General features: G+C 58.0%; 18 protein-coding genes. 8 read left to right on the plus strand and 10 right to left on the minus strand.

Annotated features, from left to right (window positions below; genetic code table 11):
- Positions 1-119: 119 nt before the first annotated feature.
- Complete coding sequence (locus tag AC2FFA_RS04350; RefSeq protein WP_496850170.1) at positions 120-464, minus strand: lysozyme inhibitor LprI family protein; 345 nt, start codon at positions 462-464, stop codon at positions 120-122.
- Positions 465-535: 71 nt separating this feature from the next.
- Positions 536-1,726: a phosphoglycerate kinase gene (locus AC2FFA_RS04355; protein WP_299893976.1), complete on the minus strand. Its 1,191-nt coding sequence runs from the start codon at positions 1,724-1,726 to the stop codon at positions 536-538.
- Positions 1,727-1,859: 133 nt separating this feature from the next.
- On the opposite strand from AC2FFA_RS04355, the gene AC2FFA_RS04360 reads away from it, so the two are divergent.
- Both AC2FFA_RS04360 and AC2FFA_RS04365 read left to right on the plus strand, forming a co-directional pair.
- The gene (locus AC2FFA_RS04360; protein WP_117868640.1) at positions 1,860-2,366 is read left to right on the plus strand and encodes a peptidylprolyl isomerase; all 507 of its coding nucleotides are present in this window, start codon (positions 1,860-1,862) and stop codon (positions 2,364-2,366) included.
- On the plus strand, positions 2,359-2,907 hold the full coding sequence (locus AC2FFA_RS04365; RefSeq protein WP_496850172.1) for a peptidylprolyl isomerase: 549 nt from the start codon (positions 2,359-2,361) through the stop codon (positions 2,905-2,907). The genes AC2FFA_RS04360 and AC2FFA_RS04365 overlap by 8 nt, the downstream gene beginning before the upstream one ends.
- Before the next feature lie 62 nt (positions 2,908-2,969).
- Here AC2FFA_RS04365 and aqpZ read toward each other — a convergent pair whose 3' ends face one another.
- From aqpZ to AC2FFA_RS04395, 6 genes are all read right to left on the minus strand, one after another.
- Positions 2,970-3,659: an aquaporin Z gene (gene aqpZ / locus AC2FFA_RS04370; RefSeq protein ID WP_496850174.1), complete on the minus strand. Its 690-nt coding sequence runs from the start codon at positions 3,657-3,659 to the stop codon at positions 2,970-2,972.
- A 113-nt stretch (positions 3,660-3,772) separates the two neighbouring features.
- Complete coding sequence (locus tag AC2FFA_RS04375; RefSeq protein ID WP_496850176.1) at positions 3,773-4,582, minus strand: M90 family metallopeptidase; 810 nt, start codon at positions 4,580-4,582, stop codon at positions 3,773-3,775.
- A gap of 122 nt (positions 4,583-4,704) precedes the next feature.
- Positions 4,705-5,205, minus strand: a complete 501-nt coding sequence (locus AC2FFA_RS04380) for a bactofilin family protein (protein WP_117868644.1) — start codon at positions 5,203-5,205, stop codon at positions 4,705-4,707.
- Positions 5,195-6,526 (minus strand): DUF5930 domain-containing protein, encoded by a 1,332-nt coding sequence (locus AC2FFA_RS04385; protein WP_496850178.1) that lies wholly within the window; start codon positions 6,524-6,526, stop codon positions 5,195-5,197. Before AC2FFA_RS04385 ends, AC2FFA_RS04380 begins: the two co-directional genes overlap by 11 nt.
- A gap of 174 nt (positions 6,527-6,700) precedes the next feature.
- Complete coding sequence (locus AC2FFA_RS04390; protein WP_496671300.1) at positions 6,701-7,543, minus strand: ferritin-like domain-containing protein; 843 nt, start codon at positions 7,541-7,543, stop codon at positions 6,701-6,703.
- A 60-nt stretch (positions 7,544-7,603) separates the two neighbouring features.
- A complete protein-coding gene (locus AC2FFA_RS04395) occupies positions 7,604-8,065 on the minus strand; it encodes a peroxiredoxin (RefSeq protein WP_117868647.1) in 462 nt (153 codons plus the stop codon).
- Positions 8,066-8,145: 80 nt separating this feature from the next.
- On the opposite strand from AC2FFA_RS04395, the gene AC2FFA_RS04400 reads away from it, so the two are divergent.
- The 4 genes from AC2FFA_RS04400 to AC2FFA_RS04415 all read left to right on the plus strand — a co-directional run bounded on the left by AC2FFA_RS04400 (position 8,146) and on the right by AC2FFA_RS04415 (position 14,677).
- Entirely contained in the window at positions 8,146-11,520 is a 3,375-nt protein-coding gene (locus tag AC2FFA_RS04400; RefSeq protein WP_496850181.1) for a YhdP family protein, read from the plus strand.
- Positions 11,521-11,562: 42 nt separating this feature from the next.
- A complete protein-coding gene (gene queA / locus AC2FFA_RS04405; RefSeq protein WP_496850183.1) occupies positions 11,563-12,609 on the plus strand; it encodes a tRNA preQ1(34) S-adenosylmethionine ribosyltransferase-isomerase QueA in 1,047 nt (348 codons plus the stop codon).
- Between the two features lie 111 nt (positions 12,610-12,720).
- Entirely contained in the window at positions 12,721-13,992 is a 1,272-nt protein-coding gene (locus AC2FFA_RS04410) for an MFS transporter (protein WP_117868650.1), read from the plus strand.
- A 109-nt stretch (positions 13,993-14,101) separates the two neighbouring features.
- Positions 14,102-14,677, plus strand: a complete 576-nt coding sequence (locus AC2FFA_RS04415) for a DUF924 family protein (protein WP_117868651.1) — start codon at positions 14,102-14,104, stop codon at positions 14,675-14,677.
- A gap of 52 nt (positions 14,678-14,729) precedes the next feature.
- Here the strand turns inward: AC2FFA_RS04415 and AC2FFA_RS04420 are convergent, their stop codons facing one another.
- Positions 14,730-15,164 (minus strand): hypothetical protein, encoded by a 435-nt coding sequence (locus tag AC2FFA_RS04420; protein WP_496850185.1) that lies wholly within the window; start codon positions 15,162-15,164, stop codon positions 14,730-14,732.
- 213 nt (positions 15,165-15,377) lie between these two features.
- On the opposite strand from AC2FFA_RS04420, the gene lpdA reads away from it, so the two are divergent.
- Entirely contained in the window at positions 15,378-16,772 is a 1,395-nt protein-coding gene (lpdA, locus tag AC2FFA_RS04425; RefSeq protein WP_299893954.1) for a dihydrolipoyl dehydrogenase, read from the plus strand.
- 153 nt (positions 16,773-16,925) lie between these two features.
- Here the strand turns inward: lpdA and AC2FFA_RS04430 are convergent, their stop codons facing one another.
- A complete protein-coding gene (locus AC2FFA_RS04430; RefSeq protein ID WP_496850187.1) occupies positions 16,926-18,311 on the minus strand; it encodes a dipeptidase in 1,386 nt (461 codons plus the stop codon).
- A 323-nt stretch (positions 18,312-18,634) separates the two neighbouring features.
- Between AC2FFA_RS04430 and hemA the strand changes: the two genes are divergently transcribed.
- A complete protein-coding gene (hemA, locus tag AC2FFA_RS04435; RefSeq protein WP_496850189.1) occupies positions 18,635-19,858 on the plus strand; it encodes a 5-aminolevulinate synthase in 1,224 nt (407 codons plus the stop codon).
- The last annotated feature ends 100 nt before the right edge of the window (positions 19,859-19,958 follow it).

The raw sequence follows: 19,958 nt of genomic DNA on the forward strand, positions 1-19,958 counted from the left end.
AACTTGCCTCAAAAATGTGCCCTTTGCGGACATCTGAACACACTATGTCACAGGTGATTCGGGTTGTGAATCCCCTGATTCGATTTTTCATCAGTAATTTATGCCTGCTCTGGTGCAAGTCAGCGCCACGCTTGCAGCGCCTGGTTTCGTGCCTCGGTCTGCTCTTTCATGCAGGACCAGTAGAACATCGGGGCAGCACTGCCGCCTCCCGACAGTTCTTTGTCGCAGGTTGCGTCTCGGGCTTTCAGCCAGGCGCGTTGTTCGGTCAGAAGAGCATCACCTTCGCTGCGTGCAGCGGCTGCGGGTTTGATCTGTGCCCACAGCCGGTTGAGTTCGCGATCAGCGATTTCCCATTGTTCTTTGGCGCAGAAATTGGCGTCAAGTTGGGTCTGACCGCCGCAACTGGATTGAGCTGCGGCAGAGCAGGGCAGGATGGTAAGGACAAGAAGGTAAATTGGCTTCACGGTGAAATCCCCCGTTCAAAAAGGGATAATACCATGAACCCTATCAGGCGATCAAAAGCGGTAAGTGACGCCTATTGATCTAGCGCCGCGACACCGGGCAGCGCCTTGCCTTCCATCCATTCCAGGAATGCACCACCTGCGGTCGAGATGTAGGTGAAGTCCTTGGCTGCACCTGAAGCATTCAGGGCTGCAACCGTGTCTCCACCCCCGGCGACCGAGATGAGCTGGCCCGAACGGCTAAGCGCGGCCGCCTTCAAGGCGGCGGCATTGGTGGCGGCGTCAAACGGTTCCAGTTCGAACGCACCCAGCGGACCGTTCCAGATCAGGGTTTTGCTTTTGTCAAAAATCCCTGTGATCGCGGCGACACTTTCGGGGCCCGCATCCAGGATCATGCCGTCCTCGGGGCATTGATCTGCTGGCAGGACCTGATGAGGGGCGTTGGCCTCAAACTTTTCGGCCACCACAACATCGCGTGGCAGAACGATCTGACAGCCAGAGCTTTCGGCTTTGGCGAGGATTTCGGCGGCGGTGTCTTTCATCGCAGTCTCGGCCAGTGATTTACCAACACTGATGCCCTGTGCGACGAGGAATGTATTGGCCATGCCGCCACCGATCACAAGATAATCGACCTTGTCGATCAGGTTGCCCAGCAATTCCAGCTTGGTCGAGACCTTGGCTCCGCCCACAACCGCTGTTACCGGGCGTTTGGGCGCGCCCAACGCGTTTTCCAGAGCTTGCAACTCGGCCTGCATCAAACGACCGGCGCAGGCGGGCAGAAGGCGCGCGATGGCCTCGGTCGAGCTGTGGGCCCGGTGCGCCGCTGAAAACGCGTCGTTGCAGTACACGTCACCCAGCTTGGCCATGCCTGCGGCCAGATCGGTGTCGTTCTTGGTCTCTGCCGCGTGAAAACGCGTGTTCTCGAGCAACAGTACCTGACCGGGCTGCAACGCCTCTGCTGCCAGTTCGGCCTCGGTTCCAACACAGTCGGCGGCAAACAGGACTTTGGTGCCAAAAGCGCTTTCGAGGGTGGGGACCAGTTGCTTGAGCGACAGGTTTTCGCGTCGCTCCCCACCGGGGCGACCGAAATGGGCCAGAAGGATCGGTTTGCCGCCTGCGGCCAGAATGTCGCGCACAGTGGGCACGATTCTCTGAATACGAGTGGCGTCGGTAACTACGCCATCCACGACCGGCACATTGATATCCACACGCACCAGAACGCGTTTGCCGTTCAGGTCCATATCGTCCAGCGTTTTCCAGCCCATCGCGCAATCCTCGTCATTTGCAAATGATTTAGGCGGTTCTTTTCCTGCATTTTGCCCTCAGGTCAATGCGTCACTTGGCATTCGTACGCGTGCATCATAGGTATTTGCGCAAGATAAACGACAGGAGGGCCTCATGGCCGAGATCAAGGATCCCGAAAACACAATCATCATCGAGCTGAAAGACGGCAATGTCGTCATCGAGCTGCTGCCGGATGTGGCGCCTTTGCACAGCGCGCGGATGAAAGAACTGGCCCGCGACGGACAGTATGACAACGTAGCCTTCCACCGTGTGATCGACGGTTTCATGGCGCAAACCGGCGACGTGCAGCATGGCGATATGGAAGACGGTTTTAACCTGCGTATGGCTGGAACCGGCGGTTCGTCGCTGGCGAACGTTCCGGCAGAGTTTTCCAAGCTGCCCCATGATCGCGGCACTTTGGGCGCGGCGCGGTCGCAGAACCCGGATTCGGCCAACTCGCAGTTCTTCATCAACTTCAAGGACAACCACTTCCTGAACGGCCAGTACACTGTTTATGGCCGTGTCATCGACGGAATGGAGCATGTGGACGCCATCGTACGCGGCGAGCCGCCAGCGAGCCCTGACCGCATGATCAGCGTCAAGGTGGCGGCTGATGTATAAGTTCGCCGCCGCTTTTGCCTTGCTGGCCAGCCCTGCGCTGGCCACGGGTCTTGAGATCGAGATCGAAGGTGAGGGAGCCAATGGCACTGTCACCATCGACCTGTTCGATGATATTGCTCCGAAACATGTTGAGCAGATCGCTGCTCTGGCCAATGAAGGCAAGTACGATGGCGTGGTGTTTCACCGCGTGATTGACGGCTTCATGGCGCAGACCGGCGACGTGGAACATGGCCGCCTGGGTGGTGACATGCGCCGCGCCGGAACCGGTGGTTCCGACCGTGCAGACCTTCCGGCAGAGTTTTCGGATTTCGAATTCGACCGGGGCGTGGTTGGCATGGCGCGGGCGCAAGACCCCAATAGCGCCAACTCACAGTTCTTTATCATGTTCGAACCGGGCCCGTTCCTGAACGGCAAGTACACGGTTGTTGGTCAGGTGACTGACGGCATAGACGTAGTCGACGCGATCAAACGCGGTGAGGGCCAGAACGGCGCCATTATCGGCCAGCCGGACGTGATGAAAAAAGTCACCGTTACCGAGTGAACGTGAAAAGCCCGGCGCTCCTCAAAACGCCGGGCTTTTTTATATGATTGATTGCAAGAGAATCAATCGTCCGGTGACATTGCTTTCCAGATAAGCGCTCCGATCGCGCCGCCGATCAGCGGGGCCACCCAGAACAGCCACAGCTGCGACAGGGCAGGGCCGTCGGCAAACAGGGCGACGCCTGTGGACCGGGCCGGGTTGACCGAAGTGTTGGTGACCGGAATTGATACAAGGTGGATCAGGGTCAATCCCAGACCAATCGCGATGGGGGCGAAACCCGCCGGTGCCTTGTCCGAGGTCGCGCCCAGAATGATCAGGATGAAGAAAGCGGTCATCACGATTTCGATCACCAGAGCGGACATCAGGGAATACCCCCCGGGTGAGGCCTCACCATATCCGTTTGACGCAAATCCTCCGACGCCAGAGAACTCGGGCGCACCGCTGACAATCAGATACAGAACCACTGCGGCAGCGATGGCTCCGATGACCTGAGCGATCCAATACGGCAGCAGATCCTTGGCCGGAAACCGCCCGCCAACCATCAAGCCCAGGCTGACCGCCGGATTGAAGTGTCCGCCCGAGATATGGCCAACCGTGTAGGCCATTGTCAGAACCGTCAGGCCGAAGGCGAAGGACACGCCAAGCCACCCTATTCCGACATCCGCGACGCCCGCTGCCAATACGGCACTGCCGCAACCTCCGAGAACCAGCCAGAAGGTGCCGAAGAACTCGGCCAGTAGTTTTGATGACATGAAATTTCCTCCACAATGCAATGCGCTTAAGTGTAATTCATAAATTAACTTTTGTTAAATTGTGTCGAACGGGGAATTTCCCGGATACCCTCTCACCTTGGGTCGGAAAGCCATTAGGTCCATTGAGCAGGATCCAGGCGGAACAGCTTTGACAGTTGTTTGTAAACGCCCGGGTCCGAGTTGCGCAGCGCCTTGGGGCGCTCAAAGAACACTTCAACCGAAACGGCAAAAAACTCCTCGTGCCCTTCCGCGCCATAGGGGTCGATTATAGTTGGCTGCCTGGATTCAACGGCGCGCACATGCGCATCATAGGCTGTTAGGAACGCGGACTCCCATTCTGAAAAACTCTGGTTGTTGCTGAGAACAGGCACCCCGTTGGCCGACCCGGTCAGATCGTCGATCTGGTGGGCAAATTCGTGAAAGACAACATTTTGCCCGTCATGATCATTCATGGCACCGCGCCGGCTGTGGGCCCAGGACAGGATCACCGGGCCGCGGTTCCAGCTTTCCCCGGTGCGCACGACTTCCTTCTCGGTGACGACATAACCGCTGTGCCGGCTCTGCCTGGATTTGAAAGCGCTGGGATAGATCAGGATGGTGGTCAGGTTGTCATACCAGAGGTCGGTATTCACAACCAGCAGACAGGCTTGCGCGGCGATGGACACTTGCATGTCTTCGGTAACGTCCAGACCGTCGCACCCGATGAATTCAACCTGATCAAGGAACAAGTTGATCTTGCCTTCCAGCTTTGCGCGCAGGCCCTGCGGCAGCCTTCGCAAGATCGGGACCTGAGCGTCAACAAGGTGCCGTTGACTGTCCGTCAACGGCGCGGCCAACAGGGCGTGACGCGCCTGTCGTTTGGACCAAAAGTAAAAGGTCAGACCTGCCGCGATCACTGCAACAAGTGTCAGGAAAATCAACATGACCCGACCCTAACGTGATCCCGACGGGATCAAAACAAGTTTCCCGGACAAGGGCTGCGGCCCCAAAAAAGAGACGCCGCTGGTCTCCCCGCGGCGTCTCCGGTCTGACCTGAGAGGTCGAATTATTGTTTGACGTCCGCCGCCGGGTTCGATCCGGCTTTGGCGCTGCGACCCGGGTTCAGCGGATCGTCCTGGCGCTGTACCGACCCTTCGAAATGCGCACCGCTTTCGATGGCGATGGTCTTGTGGATGATGTCGCCTTCAACGCGTGCAGTCGACGTCAGGCGCACCTTGAGGCCACGCACGCGACCAACGATGCGGCCGTTGATCACAACGTCGTCTGCGGTGACTTCACCCTTGATCGTCGCCGATTCACCAATGGTCAGCAGGTGGGCGCGGATGTCGCCTTCAACCGTGCCTTCCACCTGAATGTCACCAGAGGTCTTGATGTTGCCGGTGATGTGCAGATCCGAAGACAGAACCGATGCTGGCGGCTTGGGCTTGGGCGCTGTCGCAGGTTTCGACTCGGTCGGTGCAGGGGCCGCTGGGGTCGCCGGAGCGGCGGGTTTGGCCGCCTCAGGTGCCTTGGATGCGGGTTCGTTGATTTTGCTTTTAGAAAACATTTCTCGCAGCCTTGATGTAAGTCATTGGGTTTACAGGTTTTCCGTTCACGCGCACTTCATAGTGCAGATGCGTGCCGGTCGACCGTCCGGTGCTACCCATATCAGCAATATGATCCCCGCGCGAGACCCTTTGACCAACCTTCACATTGATCTTGGTGTTATGAGCGTAAAGTGTCTCAATTCCGAATGCGTGCTTGATTTTCACAAGCCGCCCGAAACCGGATTGCCAGCCTGCGTGGGTAACGACGCCGTCCGCGGTCGCAAAGATATCCGTGCCTTGCGGCCCTGCGAAATCGACACCGTTATGCATCCGGCGACCACCGGATTTGGGATCGCGCCGGTTGCCGTAGCCACTGGTGAAACGCACGGCCGAATGTACAGGATTGGCAAAGGGGGCTTTTTCCGCCGCAAGACGATACAGGTTCAGCTGATCCATCTGTTTCAGCAATGTGTTCGCGCGGCCTTCCTCGGCGGACAATTCGTCCACCTCACCACGCGTGCTAAGGGATAAAGGGGTCAGCGGACCGCCCATACCGCTATATCCGCGCCGGACCTCTTCGATGATGCGGTCTGTTGGCATTCCCGCTTGACGGAACATCTTGTCCAGCGGCTCGACCGATATCACCATGGCTTCTTCCAGCTGGCGGAAAATCTCGTCGCTGCGTTCCTGCATAAGGCGGATTTCCAGCTCCAGATCGTCCCGCTGACCCAGTGCGTCACGGGCGTCTGCAGCGATCTTGTCGCGTTCCTCGGCCGTGCGTGCCAGAGCGTCCGTCATGAACGCCATTTGCACCGGGGCGCTGGAGGCTGCAACGTACATGTCAGCGTTGCTGGTTTCCTGCTTCAATGCAGCCAGTTCTGCCCGTGCATCTTCCCGCTGTTTCATGGTCGTGCGCAGCGTGGTCTGGATGACTTCGATCCCCGTCTCAAGTTCGCGACGTCGGTTTTCCGATGCCAGCAGTTCGGACTGCATGGCGGAAATCTGCTCCAGCGCGGCGTTGAAACGATCCTGGGCGGCAAGGGCTTCCTGCGCACGCGCGTCGCGTTCAGCGGACAGGATATTCAAACGTTCCTGATAGGTGGCTTGGTCGCGTTTCGCCTGTTCCCGGAAGTTACCCGATCCGATGCTGTCCATCAGCAGAATGGCAGTTGCCATCGCGGTCCAGCCGACCATGACGGCAACACCGGCCACCGCGACCACCTGCGTTTCCGAACTGAGACGGATAAAGCGTGTATCTTTGTCAGATTTCAGAAAGACCCGGCGTTCCGGGAAGTACCGTTCAAGTACCGAGTGTATTTTTATTGCCAGACGTGTTCGCACGCGTCCTACCTCTCATCCCCAAGATCGGGACCGGTCGTGAGTGCCTGCCGCCCCTTGGGCCGATTGCATAAAGGGCAGGCAGCGTTCGGGCAAGTTTGTTGACCCGCCAGTGGCCAACAGCGCAGAAATCCCCCCAAAGATCGGCGGGAAATTGCCGATATCAGTGTCCAAGCGTCAGTTTGTGATTTCGCCGGGCGCGGGCAGGTCTTCGGTCAGCGGCCAGTAAAAGTCGGGTGGCAGTCCGGCCTCTGCACGCTTTTCCTCGTTGAAGGGCGGTTTCAGGACGCCGTGGAAATACCGGCGAACCAGAGTGTGAAACACATCCTTCGGGTCGGAATTTTCCCGGCCGCACAGGAAATGGAACCACTTGGACCCATAGGCGACATGGCCGACTTCTTCGGCATAGATCACTTCAAGCGCTGCAATGGCCTGCTCGGCCCTGGCTTTGCGAAATATCTCGATCATGCCGGGGGTGACGTCCAGACCGCGCGCTTCGAGCACCATGGGGACAACCGCCAGCCGCCCCATCAGGTCGTCTGCGGTGTCCTCGGCCGCTCGCCACATTCCTGCATGGGCAGGCAGGGCGCCGTAGTAGCTTCCCATCTGTTCAAGGCAATCACAGACCATCTCGAAATGGCGCGATTCTTCCTCGGCGCATTTTACCCAATCATCATAAAACCCGATCGGCATCGACACATGGCCAAAGCGGGCGATTATGTCCCAATGCAGATCGACGGCGTTCAGTTCGATATGCGCCACGGCATGCAACAGGGCGATGCGTCCCGCTTCAGTGCCCGGCTTTCGCTTTGGTACTTCGCGCGGAGACAGGAGTTCGGGCTGGTCCGGGCGCGCGGGTTGCAGCGGCGGTGACGCGGTACCGATCTCGATCGGGCGGGCGTCGCCTTTGCGCGACGCAAACCACGCGGCGGCGTGCTGTTTGGACAGGGTGGTCTTTTCCCGACCATCGGCCGTTTCAAGAACCTCGGTCGCCATCTGAGTCAGCGATTTGGACACCATGTTTCTCCGCCTGGTTATTCCTGTGGCTCTTAAACCGGATGGCGACCGCGGTCGAGAGCGTTACAGCGCGCGCACCGCTTCCAGCACTTCATCCACGTGGCCGGGAACTTTGACCTTGCGCCAAACGCGGGCAATCTTGCCTTCGGGGTCGATGATAAACGTCGAACGTTCAATCCCCATCGACTTGCGCCCGTACATGTTCTTTTCGACCCACACCCCGTAGTCTTCACAGACGGTCGAGTTCTCATCCGACAACAGCGGTGTTGTCAGCCCATGCTTGGCGACGAATTTGTCATGTTTGGCGACGCTGTCACGGGAGATGCCGAAAACTTGAGCGCCCGCATCCGCAAAGGCCTGAAGTTGTTCCGAGAAACCGATGGATTCCTTGGTGCAGCCCGGCGTATCATCGCGGGGGTAGAAGAACAGAACCACGGTGCCACCGCGCAACGCCGAAAGCGTCACCTCGCCGCCGCCGTCGCGCGGCAAAGTGAAGTCAGGGGCGATGTCTGAAACGTCGGGCATTGGAAACTCCGTTAAAGGTTTTAGAAGGCTGCCTGATATCATAGGGCAACACGTGCGGGTTGGAAGGCGTGGATAGCAATTTGAAGCAGCACGAAGATGACGATGGAGCAAAGCGGGAAAAGCCCGCGCGCCGTCGGTCTCGCCGCCGGGCCGCCGGACTATGGGCCATGCGCGGCACTTTCATGCTGGTGCTGTTGGCGTTGTTCACTGGTTTCATGCTTGTCGGACAAAGAATGCACGCACCTGTCTGGCTGCGGGACAGGGTCGAGGCGCGGCTTGAACAGGCCTTGGGCGGGCTGCAAATCCGGTTTGGTGACGTCAGTTTCATCATTCACGAGGGTTGGCGACCGCGTCTGCGTCTGACCGATGTGTTCATCAGCGATGCGGCTGGTCAGCAAATTGCGCAGGTGTCCGACATGCGCGCCAGTCTGGCCATGCGCCCTTTGTTGCGGGGGCACGTCCGCCCGAAAAGAATAATTCTGAGCGGTGCGCAAATCGCCGTGACCCGGAACAAGGACGGGGCACTGAGTCTTACGGTCGGATCCGGCAGCGCACCCGTGCAGGAAGCCCCGAACCTAGCACAGCTTATCGAAGCCTCGGATCAGGTCTTCCTGTCTCCGGCCCTGTCTGCACTGACGTCTGTCGAGCTTGATGCGATCACACTGGATTATCTAGATCTGCGGCAAGGACGGTCCTGGATTCTGGACGGTGGACATATTCAGGCCAACCGGAGCGGCAGCGAGGTGCGTTTGGCGACCGGGTTCTCGGTTTTGGCAGGGCGTGACTATGTCAGTGCAATCGAGGCCAATTATACAAGCGTCCTGGGGACGCCTGCGGCACAATTCGGGATATCGGTCACTGACTTGCCGGCCGAGGATATCGCGGGCCAAACACCCGCCCTTGCCTGGTTGCAGGTTCTGCGGGCCCCGATTTCGGGTGCCTTACGGGGTGGAGTCGATGAAAAAGGAGCTATCGGTACCGTATACGCAACTCTGAATCTGGGGGCGGGGGCCGTTCAGCCAAACCCCGAAACACGCCCGGTCCCCTTCGAATCTGCCCGCACGTATTTCACTTATGACCCTAAAGGGCAGATGCTGGACTTCAACGAAGTTTTAGTTGTCTCGGCCTGGGGCGAGGTGCAGGCTGACGGGAAGGCGGTTTTGGAAGGTGCGGAAGATGGCGTGCTGGACAGCCTGTCTGCGCAGTTGCAGTTGTCCGGTATCAATGTGAACCCTGCAAACCTGTTCCCACAGCCTATTCAGCTTTCGCGGGCCAGCCTGGATTTCAAGATGGCGATCAACCCGTTCCAATTGCGGCTCGGTCAGATGACCATCGAAGATCCGGGCCATACGGTGCGTGCCTTTGGTGTCCTGAACGGGCGACCGGATGGCTGGGCGGTCGAGCTGGACGCACATCTGGACCAAATGACGTCGGACAAGGTTCTCGGATACTGGCCCGAGCGTCTGGCGCCGAAACCGAGAGAATGGGTGACCAAAAACCTGTACGAAGGGGTTCTGTCGGATATGGATTTTGCCCTGCGCCTTTTGCCCGGTTCGAAACCGGATCTCTATCTGGATTTCGGATTTGAAGAGGCGAAGATCCGGTTTGTCAAAACGCTGCCTCCGATCGAAAAGGCGCAGGGTCAGGCCAGCCTGATCAACCGCAGGTTCACGGTCACTGCGCAGCAGGGTGTAGTGATTGCGGATGACGGCGGTGCGGTGGATGCAACGGGAACGTCCTTCATCATACCCGACACGGATATCAAGAAATCTGCGCCCGCGATTGCGCGCATCCGGGCCAGTGGCAGTGTGACGGCCGCGTTATCCTTGCTGGACCGGCCTCCGCTCGAATTGCTTAGCAAGGCGGGGTTGCCCGTTGATGTGGCGAAGGGAACGGTGTCGTTGGCAGGAACTCTGTCCTTGCCCTTGAAAAAAGATCTCAAGTTCGAGGACACCGAGTTCCATTTCGATGGCAGGCTGGCCAATCTGTTCAGTGACCGGTTGGTGCCTGGCTTTACCGTCAGCGCTGATCAGCTGGATCTTTCGGGTGATCAGTCCGGTGTTCAGATTCAGGGGCTGGGGCAGTTTGGGGACGTGCCGCTGACGGCGCTCTGGCGGCAGCCGATAGATGGCAAGTCCGCACAGCGAAGTACCCTGACGGGTCAGATCGAGCTGTCGCCGCGATTGATGGATGAGATCGGTGCGGGTTTACCTCCGGGCATGCTGACCGGAAAAGGGATTGCGGACATCACCTTGGGGCTTGGTGCCGGACCTCCTCCGAAACTGTCCGTTTCATCTGATTTGCAAGGCGTGGGGCTGGCCATACCCGAGCTTGGTTGGCGAAAGGGAACTAATTCGACAGGATCTCTGACAGCCGAAACGACTTTGGGATCGCAACTGAAAGTGGACAGCCTGCGCATAGATGCGGCGGGTTTGCGTACCTCTGCCTCGATTACGTTTCGTGAGAATGGCGAATATGATCGGGTTCGCTTCAGCTCTTTTGACCTGGGCGACTGGCTGGCGGTCCCGGCAGAGCTGATCGGGCGCGGGGGCGCCATGCCGGATATCCGTGTTCTTGGCGGCGTACTTGATATGGGCCGCGCGAATTTCGGCGAAAGTGGCGGATCAGGCGGCGGGGGCGGCGCCGGGCCGAAACTGGACGTGTCGCTGGATCGCCTTCAGGTGACGGAAACCGTCGCACTGACCGGGTTCCAGGGCGCATTTCAGACGACCGGCGGAATACAAGGGAACTTCAACGCGCGGGTCAATGGCGGCGCGCCGGTCAGAGGGCAGGTCAGCCCCAGAGGGAAACGAAGTGCTGTTGACCTGACGTCGCAAGATGCGGGTGCCGTGCTACGATCGGCCGGGGTTCTGACACAGGCGCGGGGCGGAGAAATGGACCTCAAGCTTGAGCCTGTGGCCGCACCCGGCAGCTATGACGTGATATTGAAAATCACCAATACGCGGATCACCGACGCTCCTGCCATGGCAGCCTTGCTGAATGCCATCAGCCTTGTGGGGCTTTTGGACGAAATGGCCGGGCAGGGCATCTTTTTTGCAGCAATCGACAGCCGGATGCGGATCACGCCGACGGATATCAAGGTGCTCAGCGGCAGTGCCGTCGGGCCATCCATGGGCCTGTCTTTTGACGGTACCATCGATACGGTGAACGGAATGCTGAACCTGCGCGGTGCAATTTCGCCTATATACCTCCTCAACGCAGTTGGCAGCGTGTTCACGCGCAAGGGCGAGGGCGTCTTTGGCTTCAACTACACCCTGACCGGTCCGCTTGCTTCGCCCAAAGTGTCGGTAAATCCTTTGTCCGGTCTTGCTCCTCTGTTCCTACGCGACCTGTTGCGTGCCCCGGCACCGCAAGTTCAGGATGGCCCGAACGCAGTGCCCCAGAAACCTGATGAACCAAAACCCACGTTTGGATCATCCCCAAGTGACCGCTGACAGGATATGGCCGAATCTGATGCAGGGTTGTAAGGCGCGGGCATGAAACTCAGCGATTTTGATTTCCACCTGCCCGAAGACCTGATCGCCACGCGGCCTGCCAGCCCGCGGTCCTCTGCGCGCCTGTTGGTAGCGCAAGGGAACGCGACGACCGACAGCCATGTGATCGATTTGCCTGAGTATCTGCAGCCGGGCGACCGGCTGGTGTTGAATGACACCCGTGTCATCCCGGCGCGGCTAAACGGTCGGCGCCATCGCGACAGCGCGCAAGGGCCGGTTTCCGCCGGGGTCGAGGCAACCTTGCTGGACCCGCAGTCCGACGGCACGTGGTCTGCGTTGATCAAGCCGCTCAAAAAGGTGAAGCTTGGGGAAGAGATTGTCTTCTCAGATGATCTCAGCGCCACACTGGACAGGGTTGCTGACGGCCAGGCGTATCTGCGCTTCAATCTCAGCGGCGAGGATTTCGACGCGGCGCTGGATCAGGCCGGAGCAATGCCTCTGCCGCCCTACATCGCAGCCAAACGCCCGGCCGATGAACGGGACAAAACGGACTATCAGACTATCTGGGCAAACCGTTCCGGCGCCGTGGCCGCCCCGACCGCATCGTTGCATTTCGATGATGCGCTGATGAAGGCGTTGGCCGAGCGAGGTGTAAGCTTCACGCATGTGACGCTTCATGTGGGGGCAGGAACTTTTCTTCCGGTTAAGGTTGAGGATGTCACAACCCATAAGATGCATGCTGAATGGGGACAGGTAAGCCCGGAGGCCGCGGCACAGATACTGGCAACCAAGGCGGCTGGCGGGCGTGTGATCCCGGTGGGGACAACAGCTTTGCGCCTGATCGAAAGTGCTGCAAGGTCAGGAAAGATCGAACCTTGGGAAGGCGACACTGATATCTTCATTTATCCCGGTTTCGAATTCCATGTCACAGACGCATTGATGACCAATTTTCATTTGCCGAAGTCCACTTTACTTATGCTGGTTTCGGCATTGGTGGGGCAGGATCGGATGCGCGATATCTACACGCATGCCATAGCACGAAAATATCGGTTCTTTTCTTATGGCGACGCGTCGCTTTTGATCCCCTGAAGGGCGCGTATACAGCATCACGGATCGGGAATGTCGTAGACAAGCGCGACGTAGGCGGTCTTTGATCGCAGAACGACACTAAAATCAGGTTGGCATTAGTCGGAGGCCCCAATGATTCAGGTCCTTTCCAGCGCATGGGCGTTGTTGCTCGGCATGGGGTTGCTGATGGTCGGAAACGGCCTGCAGGGCACTATCCTGGGCGTTCGGGGTGAGATCGAAGGCTTTTCGACCCTTGAGATGTCATTTGTCATGTCGGCCTATTTTCTGGGTTTTCTGGGCGGTTCACGCCTCGCACCCGAGATGATCCGGCGCGTCGGCCATGTACGGGTCTTTGCGGCCCTTGCGTCGTTCATTTCGGCCGTGATGATCATGTATCCGATGCTGACAGACCCGATCGCGTGGGCCCTTGGCCGGGTGGTGATCGGGTTCTGTTTTTCGGGCGTCTACGTCACCGCGGAAAGCTGGCTCAATAACGCGGCAAGTAATGAGAACCGCGGGCAGGCGCTGTCGCTCTATATGATTGTCCAGATGACGGGTATCATCAGTGCGCAGGCGCTTGTTCTGGTCGGCGACCCCGCTGGATACGAAACCTTTGTAATCGCCTCGATTCTGGTTTCGGTGTCTTTCGCACCTATTTTGTTGTCAATCTCGCCAACACCAGCCTTTGATACCACAAAACCGATGACCCTGAAGAAACTGCTGGAAACCTCGCCTCTGGGCTGTGTGGGCATGTTTCTGCTGGGGGGCGTGTTTTCGGCGCAGTTCGGTATGGCGGCGGTTTTCGGCGCTCGGGCCGGGCTGTCGCTTGTAGAAATTTCGACCTTCGTTGCGGCGTTTTATATCGGAGCAGTTGTTCTGCAATATCCGTTGGGCTGGTTCTCTGATCGCATGGATCGACGCTTTCTGATCCTTCTTGTGGCGCTCGCCGGTGCCGGCGGCGCAACTATCGCAATGATGATGGGTGGATCGTTTCCAATTCTGCTTGCCTCGGCTTTCCTGATCGGCGGCACCTCCAACCCGCTCTACTCACTGCTGATCGCGCATGCGAATGACTTTCTTGAATACGAGGATATGGCGGCAGCATCTGGCGGACTGGTGTTTATCAACGGTCTGGGAGCGATTGCCGGGCCGCTGATAACCGGTTGGTTGATGGGTGATGCCATTTTCGGGCCGTCGGGCTTTTTTCTCTTTATTGCGGCACTGTTACTCGCAATGGCACTCTACGCACTTTATCGAACGACACAGCGTGCTTCGATCCCTGTGGACGAAACCGGCACAATGTCGACGCTGTATCCAACATCCTCGCCAGTTGCGCTTGAAGTGGCACAGGAGGTTGCGATCGAGGCCGCCGAGGCCGAGCAGGCTGAGCAGGAAGATGCCTAGGACACAGGATTATGTCGCAAGTGTTGCAATATGTTACTGTAACAGTTCTGTAAAACGGCCTTAAATGACGTTACGTCCCAAATGCGGGCACAAGACGGAGTTTAAGGCAATGGTAACGCCTGAAGAAGTATTGAGTTTTTGGTTAGATGAGGTGGGTCCAAAGGGCTGGTATATTGAGGATGAAGCGTTGGATTCAAATATCCGGGCACGTTTTCAATCAACATGGGAGGCTGCGGCCGAGGGCAAGTTTTCGCTCTGGCTGACCTATCCCAGCGGGTCACTGGCTTACATTATTCTGACGGACCAGTTTTCACGCAACATGTTCCGGGGGCAGGCGCGTGCTTTCGCGACGGACCGAGCGGCTTTGGCCGCCGCAAAATGCGCGGTGGACAGGGGCTGGGACAAGAAAATCGACGAACCGGCCCGGCAGTTCTTTTATTTGCCAATGATGCATTCGGAAAATCTGTGCGATCAGGAGCGCTGCGTGCGTCTGATCTGCGAAAACATGAGCGGCGATACAAGCAATCTGCTTCATGCCCGAGCGCATCGTGAAGTGATCCGCAAGTTCGGTCGTTTTCCTTATCGGAACGAAGCACTGTCGCGCAATTCGACCCCTCACGAAGAGGCTTATGTCGACATGGGTGGCTACGGGTCTACTGTGCGTGAGCTGCAAGCGACAGCCTGAGATCGCCGAGACAGATTATGGAACCGCGCGACAACCGATAGAGCAGGGGCCCTTAGGATTCCGGCTTACACCCCTTGAGCGCCAAGACGCGCTCGGATGCGATGTCTGCTCCGGTCTGTATGGTCTGAGCGATCAGAACCTCTGGCGTGTCTGCAAGTTCAGTGAACCGCTCCTGCGTAGATTGCAGCTTTTGTTCAACAGCGTTTAGGCGGCGCAATGTTGCCTGGATGTTTTGCGCGGTTTGACTGTCCGTAACCTGGTGTTCCCTCATCAGCGTCGTCAAATCACCGCGCAACTCGGAAAGTTCGCCCCGAATGCCCTTCGCCTCATCCCGAATAGGGGCAAGAACTTGTACGGTCTCTGAGAACTCTGCCGAGACGCTTTCGACTTTCGATGCCAGCTTCCAGCCCAAAAACAGGCACAGCGCCACAAGTATCAAAGTTGCGTTTAGCAGAGCAAGCGCCAGATCTTTTAGTGTTTTGGCCATGGTAAACTCCTTGATTTCAATGTGTTCACAAATGTCCGAACGGCGTCGGCGTTTCTGTTCTAGCCATAGCTTTGGCCGGGGTATAGGCTGAAATCCGCATATTCAGGTATGGTTTACCCTGCGTCGCATTTGTCGCGGGAACGCTTGTTGATGCGTTTCTGAAAATAGTTTAATGGTAAACTAAATTTTCATCACCTGCGCCGAGAGGAACACATGGCTGCACAATCCTATGATCTGATCGTAATCGGGGCTGGTCCCGGTGGCTATGTCGCCGCCATCCGTGCGGCCCAGCTTGGTCTGAAAACCGTCGTGGTCGAGCGCGAGCACCTTGGTGGCATCTGTCTGAACTGGGGGTGCATTCCCACCAAGGCATTGCTGCGGTCCTCCGAAGTGTTCCATCTGATGGAACGCGCCAAGGATTTCGGATTGAAAGCCGACAAGATCGGTTACGATCTGGACGCGGTCGTCAAAAGATCCCGTGGCGTTGCCGGGCAGCTTTCGGGCGGCATCGGCCATCTGCTGAAGAAGAACAAGGTCGCCGTGGTGATGGGTGAGGCGACGATCCCCGCAAAAGGCAGGGTCAGTGTCAAGACCGACAAGGGCACCGAAGAACTGACGGCCAAGAACATCGTTCTCGCAACCGGCGCACGGGCCCGCGAACTGCCCGGTCTCGAGGCTGACGGCGATCTGGTGTGGACCTACAAGCACGCGCTGCAACCGCCCCGGATGCCCAAGAAATTGCTGGTCATCGGCTCGGGCGCGATCGGCATCGAGTTTGCGAGCTTCTACAACACGTTGGGGGCTGACACGACTGTGGTCGAAGTAATGGACCGCGTGTTGCCTGTGGAAGATGCGGAAATAAGTGCATTGGCCAAGAAAGCCTTCACCAAACAGGGCATGACCATCATGGAAAAAGCCATGGTCAAGCAGCTGGATCGTGGCAAAGGCAAGGTGACCGCTCATATCGAAGTCAAGGGCAAGGTTGAGAAGCACGAGTTCGACACGGTGATCTCGGCTGTCGGTATCGTCGGCAACGTCGAGAACCTTGGCCTGGAAGCTCTGGGCGTAAAGATCGACCGCACGCATGTGGTGACGGATGAGTATTGCCGCACCGGTGTCGATGGTCTTTATGCGATCGGCGACATCGCTGGCGCGCCCTGGCTTGCACATAAAGCCAGTCACGAAGGCGTCATGGTCGCCGATCTGATCGCGGGCCAGCATGCACACCCGGTCAAACCCGAAAGCATCGCGGGATGTACCTATTGCCAGCCTCAGGTGGCCTCGGTCGGATATACCGAAGCAAAAGCCAAAGAGCTGGGATATGACATCAAAGTTGGTCGTTTCCCCTTCATCGGCAATGGCAAGGCCATTGCTCTGGGCGAACCGGAAGGCCTGATCAAAACCGTGTTCGATGCCAAAACAGGTGAACTTCTGGGGGCGCATATGATCGGTGCCGAGGTTACCGAACTGATTCAGGGGTATGTGGTTGGGCGGCAGTTGGAAACGACCGAAGAAGACCTGATGAACACGGTCTTCCCGCACCCGACTCTGTCAGAAATGATGCACGAAAGCGTGCTGGATGCGTATGGCCGCGTGATCCATATGTAAGGTCGTGCGCACGTTCCGGTCAGGCAGGGGGCTCTGCCCCCGCCTTGCTGCGCGCGGCTCCCCCGGGATATTTTGGGCCAGATGAAGCAGAGGTCCTTTATTCATCTGGCTGCAAGTATCCCGGAGCGCGAGGCAGAGCCTCGCTGAAAGCCGTTACCTGTTCAAAGCATCCAGAATTCGGGCCCAGGAACGGATGCCCTTGTGGAAGCTTTTGACGTCGTATTTCTCATTCGGTGAATGGATGGCGTCGTCCTCGTTGGCATAGCCGACCAGCATCGAATCGAGCCCCAGAACAGTGTTGAAGTACCCGACGACTGGGATCGAGCCACCCATGCCGGTAAACACCGCTTCGCGGTCCCATTCGTCCGACAGCGCTTTGCGGGCGGCTTCGAATTCCGGGCGATCGGTATTCATGATCGAAGCGGGTGAGCCTTCCAGATCGTTGTCCCAGACAACTTTTGCATCCGGGGACAGGCGGTCCTCGACATGTTTGCGGATCTTGGTGCGCAAAGCGTCCGGGTCCATGTCGCCGACCAGACGGCACGTGATTTTACAATGTGCTTCCGAAGGGATTACGGTTTTTGAACCAGCGCCATTGTACCCGCCCCACAGCCCGTTCACTTCAAGTGTCGGGCGCGCCCATTGTTGCTCTAGCGTTGAATAGGCTTTTTCGCCGTGCGGTTGGGTATATCCGACCGAGTTCAGGTAATCCGCTTCGTCGAAGCCGCAGTTTTGCCACTGACGCAGCTGGTCCTGAGGCACTTCATGAACGCCTTCATAGAAACCATCGACCGCGACACGCCCGGTTTCGTCATCATAGAATGAGGCAACGATTTTCGACAGTTCGCGCAGCGGGTTCAGGCCCGGGCCACCGTAATGGCCGGAGTGCAGATCGATGCGGGGTCCGATGATGGTGAACTCGTCCTTCAGCATGCCGCGCAGTTGTGAGGCAATCGACGGAACACCTCGCGATACCATGGATGTATCGCAGACCAGCGCCAGATCCGCTTTGAGTTCGGCCGCGTTGTCTTCGAGGAAGGGGACCAGCGAGGGTGAGCCGGATTCTTCTTCGCCCTCAAAGAAAAAGGTGATGCGGCAGGGCAGGGATCCGTGCACCGCTTTCCATGCGCGGCAGGCTTCGACGAATGTCATCAACTGACCTTTGTCGTCCGACGCCCCGCGCCCGCGGATGACAGGGCCATGCTCGGTGTCTTCGATGGCGGGATCAAACGGATCGCGTGTCCAAAGGTTCAGCGGATCGACGGGTTGCACGTCATAATGGCCGTAAAACAGGATGTGAGGTGCATCCGGGTCCTCTCCCACATGGCCTACGACCATCGGGTGCCCAGGGGTTTCCCGTTTTTCTGCTGCGATTCCGATACTGTTCAGGTCTTCAACCAGCCAGTCGGCTGCACGGCTGACGTCGGCCTTGTAAGCGGGATCGGTCGAGATCGAGGGGATGCGCAGCAGCTCCATCAGGCGGTCGATCGATGTTTGCAGATCTTCGTCAATCCGGTTCAGCACGGTGTCTAGCGACATGGGGATCTCCTGCTTGTCTGTGTTCGGGCGAACCCTAGCAGCGTTGACAGCGCCGTCCAGAGCGGTTGATCTGAATTCTGCGCGCAAGACAGAACCGCGAATGACGCAGCGCGGCTGCGTCGTTTCCACGCGTCCGATGGCCGGAACTATACTTGCCGTGAGGATTGCAAGCTTATATTTGATGCAAATCAAAGTTGGGTTCACCTGTTCGGCTGTAACCAGCTGAATAAAGGAACACAAAGCTGCGGAAACAGGTTAAGCTGTGAGATGTGGCAGACTAATTGCCCAAGGGAAACCGGAAACGGGCATTCAAGGAGGGTCCGTTGGACTATACTGCTCAGCTCGATTCAGCGATTGCCAGGCTGCATGAAGAAGGACGTTACCGGACCTTTATCGATATCGAACGTCGCAACGGACATTTCCCCCACGCGGTGCGCACACGCTCGGATGGGTCGCAGCAGAACATCACCGTGTGGTGCGGCAATGACTATCTGGGCATGGGCCAGCACCCCGTTGTACTGAAGGCCATGCACGAGGCGGTCGATGAGGCTGGTGCGGGCTCGGGCGGCACGCGAAATATCTCGGGCACCACGGTTTATCACAAAAAGCTCGAGGCTGAACTGGCCGATCTGCATGGCAAGGAAGCCGCGCTGTTGTTTACCAGCGCGTATATTGCCAATGACGCCACCCTCAGCACGCTGCCCAAGCTGTTCCCGGGGCTGATCATCTATTCTGACGCGCTGAACCATGCTTCAATGATTGAAGGGGTGCGCCGAAACGGGGGCGCCAAGCGCATCTTCCGTCATAACGACGTGGCGCATCTGCGCGAATTGCTTGAGGCGGACGATCCTGCCGCGCCCAAGCTGATCGCCTTCGAGTCGGTCTATTCCATGGATGGCGATTTTGGGCCGATCGAAGAAATTTGCGATTTGGCCGATGAATTCGGCGCGCTGACCTATATCGACGAAGTGCACGCCGTGGGCATGTATGGCCCGCGCGGTGGCGGCGTGACCGAGCGGGATCGACTGGCGCATAGGATCGACATCATCAATGGCACTCTGGCCAAGGCCTATGGCGTCATGGGGGGCTATATCGCGGCCAGTGGCAAGATGTGCGATGCCGTGCGGTCTTATGCACCGGGCTTTATCTTTACGACATCGTTGCCGCCTGCTGTTGCCGCGGGGGCTGCTGCATCCGTTGCTTACCTGAAAACCGCGTCTGAGTTGCGCGAGCAACACCAGACCCAGGCGAAGATCCTCAAGCTGCGGCTGAAGGGGATGGGCCTGCCGCTGATCGATCACGGCAGCCACATCGTGCCCGTGATCGTCGGCAACCCTGTGCACACCAAAAAGCTCAGCGACATGCTGCTGGACGATTATGGCATCTACGTGCAACCGATCAATTTCCCGACCGTCCCGCGCGGAACCGAGCGTCTGCGTTTTACCCCGTCTCCGGTGCATGGACCTGACGAAATGAACCGTCTGGTGCAGGCGATGGACGAACTTTGGTCACAATGTGCGCTAAATCGCGCCGAACTTGCCGGATAACCTAACGCCAAAGTGTGCAACGAGTTTGCCGCGTGTTAAGCTTACGTTAACAAAACGAGTAGACGAATCATTGTGGGGATGATTCGCCACTTACGCGAAA

The sequence above is a fragment of the Ruegeria sp. YTSB088 genome, assembly GCF_059609825.1.

What these genes read in the sequence shown, in the direction of transcription:
- AC2FFA_RS04355 (WP_299893976.1), bottom strand. Translation starts at nt 1,726, where the DNA reads ATGGGCTGGAAAACGCTGGACGATATGGACCTGAACGGCAAACGCGTT.
- AC2FFA_RS04360 (WP_117868640.1), top strand. Translation starts at nt 1,860, where the DNA reads ATGGCCGAGATCAAGGATCCCGAAAACACAATCATCATCGAGCTGAAA.
- AC2FFA_RS04365 (WP_496850172.1), top strand. Translation starts at nt 2,359, where the DNA reads ATGTATAAGTTCGCCGCCGCTTTTGCCTTGCTGGCCAGCCCTGCGCTG.
- aqpZ (WP_496850174.1), bottom strand. Translation starts at nt 3,659, where the DNA reads ATGTCATCAAAACTACTGGCCGAGTTCTTCGGCACCTTCTGGCTGGTT.
- AC2FFA_RS04375 (WP_496850176.1), bottom strand. Translation starts at nt 4,582, where the DNA reads ATGTTGATTTTCCTGACACTTGTTGCAGTGATCGCGGCAGGTCTGACC.
- AC2FFA_RS04380 (WP_117868644.1), bottom strand. Translation starts at nt 5,205, where the DNA reads ATGTTTTCTAAAAGCAAAATCAACGAACCCGCATCCAAGGCACCTGAG.
- AC2FFA_RS04390 (WP_496671300.1), bottom strand. Translation starts at nt 7,543, where the DNA reads ATGGTGTCCAAATCGCTGACTCAGATGGCGACCGAGGTTCTTGAAACG.
- AC2FFA_RS04395 (WP_117868647.1), bottom strand. Translation starts at nt 8,065, where the DNA reads ATGCCCGACGTTTCAGACATCGCCCCTGACTTCACTTTGCCGCGCGAC.
- queA (WP_496850183.1), top strand. Translation starts at nt 11,563, where the DNA reads ATGAAACTCAGCGATTTTGATTTCCACCTGCCCGAAGACCTGATCGCC.
- AC2FFA_RS04410 (WP_117868650.1), top strand. Translation starts at nt 12,721, where the DNA reads ATGATTCAGGTCCTTTCCAGCGCATGGGCGTTGTTGCTCGGCATGGGG.
- AC2FFA_RS04415 (WP_117868651.1), top strand. Translation starts at nt 14,102, where the DNA reads ATGGTAACGCCTGAAGAAGTATTGAGTTTTTGGTTAGATGAGGTGGGT.
- AC2FFA_RS04420 (WP_496850185.1), bottom strand. Translation starts at nt 15,164, where the DNA reads ATGGCCAAAACACTAAAAGATCTGGCGCTTGCTCTGCTAAACGCAACT.
- lpdA (WP_299893954.1), top strand. Translation starts at nt 15,378, where the DNA reads ATGGCTGCACAATCCTATGATCTGATCGTAATCGGGGCTGGTCCCGGT.
- AC2FFA_RS04430 (WP_496850187.1), bottom strand. Translation starts at nt 18,311, where the DNA reads ATGTCGCTAGACACCGTGCTGAACCGGATTGACGAAGATCTGCAAACA.